The organism is Novosphingobium sp. (assembly GCF_025351285.1).
Lineage (GTDB): Bacteria > Pseudomonadota > Alphaproteobacteria > Sphingomonadales > Sphingomonadaceae > Novosphingobium.
Map to the genome: position 1 here is coordinate 1 of NZ_JANXWG010000100.1, position 3,959 is coordinate 3,959.

Below are 3,959 nucleotides of genomic sequence, written 5' to 3' on the forward strand. Positions count from 1 at the left end.
CGCCGTCATGGTTCCGATGGACAAACTCGCCCAGATCACCCAGCGTTTCGAGTATCTCGAGGCGCGTCTGAACGCCGGTGCCGCCCCTGCCGAAATCGCCACAATCGCACGGGAATATTCCGACCTCAAGCTGATCGTGTCCGAAATTACCTCGTATCGTCAGGCACTTGATCAGGTGTCCGAAACCGAGGCGATGCTGTCGGACCCAGAGATGAAGGCCTTGGCTGAAGAGGAACTTCCGCACCTAAGACAGCGGATTCCACAGATGGAACATCGTCTGCAACTGGCGCTCTTGCCCAAGGATGCTGCCGACGCGCGCCCGGCAATCCTCGAAATCCGCCCCGGAACCGGCGGTGAAGAGGCGGCACTTTTCGTGGCAGACCTTTTGCGGATGTACCAGAAGTATGCCGAATCGCAGGGCTGGCAGTTTGAAATCCTGGAACAACAGGACAGTGATCTTGGCGGGATCAAGGAAGTTTCGGCCTCGGTCAAAGGCGATGGGGTCTTTGCAAGATTGAAGTTCGAAAGTGGTGTTCACCGGGTGCAACGGGTGCCGGAGACGGAGGCGCAGGGCCGGATTCACACCTCGGCGGCCACAGTCGCCGTGTTACCCGAGGCGGAAGAGGTTGATCTGGTCATCCCGGCCAGTGACATCCGCATCGACACCATGCGGGCCTCTGGCGCAGGCGGCCAGCATGTCAACACCACCGATTCCGCGGTGCGGATCACGCATTTGCCCACCGGGCTGGTGGTGATCTGCCAGGACGAGCGCAGCCAGCACAAGAACAAGGCCAAGGCGCTGCAAGTGCTGCGCACGCGGCTTTACGATCTGCGCCGCGCCGAGGCCCACGGCGCCGAGGCCGAGGCGCGCAAGGCGATGGTCGGTTCGGGCGATCGCTCCGAACGCATCCGCACCTACAACTTCCCGCAAGGCCGCGTGACCGATCACCGCATCAACCTGACGCTGCACCGGCTGCCCGAAATCCTCGAAGGGCCGGGCTTGAACGAGCTGATCGACGCGCTGATCGCCGAGGACCAGGCGAAGCGGCTCGCCGCGCTCGATGCCTGACACGACGATCGGTGGGCGACTGCGGATCGCGGCGGCTGAATTGGGCGAAGTCAGCCCCAGCGCGCGGCTCGATGTCGAACTGCTGATGGCGGCGGCGCTGGGTGTCTCGCGGTCGGACCTGTTGCTACGGCATATGCGCGATGCCGTTCCGGCCAGCTTCGATGCGCTTTACCGGCGGCGGTTGGCGCACGAGCCGGTGGCCTATATCCTCGGCCAGGCCGAGTTCTACGGGCTGGAACTTCGGGTTACGCCCGCTGTTCTGATCCCGCGCGCGGATAGCGAAACGCTGATCGACGCCGCGCTGGCAGCCTTTGCCGCCCAGCCGCCGTATCGCATTCTCGACTGCGGCACCGGCTCGGGCGCGCTGCTGCTGGCGGCGCTGGCGCAGTGGCCGGGCGCAACCGGCGTGGGCATCGATCGCTCGGGCGAAGCTTTGGCCATCGCTGCCGAAAACGCGCATCGGCTGGAGCTGGCCGAAAGGGTGCGGTTGCTCCAACATGATTGGGAAACCCAAGGCTGGGCGGACGATCTCGGGCTGTTCGAACTGGTCCTTGCCAACCCGCCTTATGTCGAAACCGATGCGCCTTTGGCGCGGGTGGTGCGCGATCACGAACCGGCGGGCGCGCTGTTCGCCGGGCCCGAAGGGCTCGATGCCTACCGCATTCTGGTACCGCAATTGCCGGGTCTCCTGGCGCCGGGCGGGGTGGCGCTAGTCGAGATCGGATCGTCCCAAGCCGCTGCCGTGACCGCGCTGGCGGCCGACTCGGGACTTTCCGCGGATTTGCACCGCGACCTTGCCGGAAGGCCCCGCGCACTCGAAATGCGGGACCAAAGCAATATTTCGCTTGGCAAGCGCCGGACGCCCGACTAATTACCAAGCAAGGCAGGGCTGCGGACGAAGGCTTCCCGCTCCCGCCCCATCCACCATTTGTCTGGTTCGATGACCCCGAACAGGGTCCACAAGCCGCAGATGCTGGGAACCACGATCCACGGGAATGGGGTCGGTGGCTGCGCCCGCGCGGCCGGCGGAGAGCGAAGAACCTTCGAGCGAAGGACACTTCCCCCGCCAGTTCGTGTTGGACGTCGTACCGAAGACGATTTCGTGCCAGATAAGGACGTGCCTCTCTTGAACAACAACCGTGGCAACAACAACAACAACCGCCGTCGCGGTCGTGGTAACAACAATAACAACACGGGCGGGGGTAATCGTCCGCAAGGCGGCGGTCAGCAGCTTAACCGGATCGACAGTCGGGCGCGCGGCAATGCGCCGCAAATGCTTGAAAAGTTCCGCAAGCTGGCCAGCGATGCGCATCTCAATGGTGATCGCGTTCAGGCCGAATCCTACCTTCAGTACGCGGACCATTACTTTCGTGTGATCGCTGACACTCGCGTTCGGCAGGAAGAACAGCGCACCCGTCAGCCGGGTGAACGCTGGCAGGAAACGCCCGAGCAGGACGATGATGGTCTTGATTTCAGCAACGATGCCGATTTTCCGGCATTCGATCGCCCACTGGTCAACCGCCCCGAAGCGCGCCGTGAAGAACCACGCCGTGAAGAACCCCGCCGTGAAGAACCCCGGCGCGAAGAGGGCCGCGAACAGCCGCGCGAAAACCGCGAGCCTCGCGAACAGCGCGACAACCGTGGCGACCGTGACAATCGCCCCGAGCGCGAACCGCGCGAAAACCGTGAACCGCGCGAACCGCGCGATAACCGTGCCGAGCGTGAACCGCGCCGCGATCGGCCGGAATACGACCAGTCTCGCCGCGAACCGCTGAACCGCGCCGCTGCAACGCCCGCTGCCAGCGCGATAACGCCCGCTGCCAGTGCGATAACGCCCGCTGCCAGCGCGTTCGAAGTGCGCCAGGGTGACGAAGGCGAACCGATCGACAAGGATGCCGGCGCCAATCCGTTCGTGCCCGAAGCGCGCGGCAACCGCGGCTTGCGTCCGCGCGGGGGCAACCGCTTCCGCCGCGACGAAGAGGCGCGTGATGGCCAGTCGAACGCTGCATCCGCGTCCGATACTCCGCGCATTGCGCCGCGCGAAGGTGGGCTCGATCCTTCGATGTTGCCGCCGGCGCTCGGTCCCCGGCTCGACCGGGACAATGCAGATGAGGGAGAGGTTCGCGCTGCGCCCCAACCGGCCGCCGAACCATCGGCTGAGGCGGGCGAGGCTGCACCGGCACCTCGCCGTCGCGGCCGCCCGCGCAAGAATCCGCTGCCAGTTGCGGATGGGGCGGAAAGCTCGACCGAGGTCGTGGACGGCTGAACGACGACTGATCGCGCAATCGTGCGGGCCTGCCATGTCGGCTGATCCCCACCAAACCGAAGCCGAAGCGCCGCAAGCCGGTGCTGCCGGCGGCATGTCGGGCTGGTTGCAGGCGCATCCCTGGATCATCGCTCCGGTGTTCGGCGGGCTGGCTTCGCTCGGCTTTGCGCCGCTCGGGCTATGGCCGCTGACTCTGATTGCGTTCGCCTGGCTGATCGGTGCAACTGCGCGCAGCCGGGGCGCCTTGTCGGCCGGCCTGCTCGGCTGGTTGTTCGGCGTGGGATTGTTCACGATCGGCAATGGCTGGATTGCGACCGCCTTCACGTATCAGGAGGCGATGCCCGGCTGGCTCGGCTGGATCGCGGTGTTCCTGCTTTCGCTTTACCTCGCGCTGTTTGTCGCGGTGCCGACGGTGCTTGCGCGGTTGATTGTCGGGCGCGATGGCGCCGGACGGCTGCTGCTGCCCACGCTCGCGCTGGCGGGAGCGTGGGTGATCGGCGAATGGTTGCGCAGTTGGGTGTTCACCGGCTTTGCGTGGAACCCGCTGGGGATGGTGACGCTGGGTGGCTTCGCCCGGCCCGGCCTTGCGCGGATCGCGCCGTGGTTCGGCACTTACGCCTTGTC

The 3,959-nt window shown here is 65.5% G+C and carries 3 protein-coding genes and 1 pseudogene; all 4 read left to right on the plus strand.

What is annotated here, in order from left to right; all coding sequences use genetic code 11:
* Positions 1 to 7: 7 nt before the first annotated feature.
* Positions 8 to 1,069: a peptide chain release factor 1 gene (gene prfA, locus Q0R16_RS12395; protein ID WP_295636340.1), complete on the plus strand. Its 1,062-nt coding sequence runs from the start codon at positions 8 to 10 to the stop codon at positions 1,067 to 1,069.
* Positions 1,062 to 1,940, plus strand: a complete 879-nt coding sequence (prmC, locus tag Q0R16_RS12400; RefSeq protein ID WP_295636337.1) for a peptide chain release factor N(5)-glutamine methyltransferase — start codon at positions 1,062 to 1,064, stop codon at positions 1,938 to 1,940. Before prfA ends, prmC begins: the two co-directional genes overlap by 8 nt.
* A gap of 99 nt (positions 1,941 to 2,039) precedes the next feature.
* A complete protein-coding gene (locus tag Q0R16_RS12405) occupies positions 2,040 to 3,335 on the plus strand; it encodes a DUF4167 domain-containing protein (RefSeq protein ID WP_295636343.1) in 1,296 nt (431 codons plus the stop codon).
* A 34-nt stretch (positions 3,336 to 3,369) separates the two neighbouring features.
* A pseudogene (locus Q0R16_RS12410) lies at positions 3,370 to 3,959 on the plus strand (apolipoprotein N-acyltransferase); the annotation flags it as partial.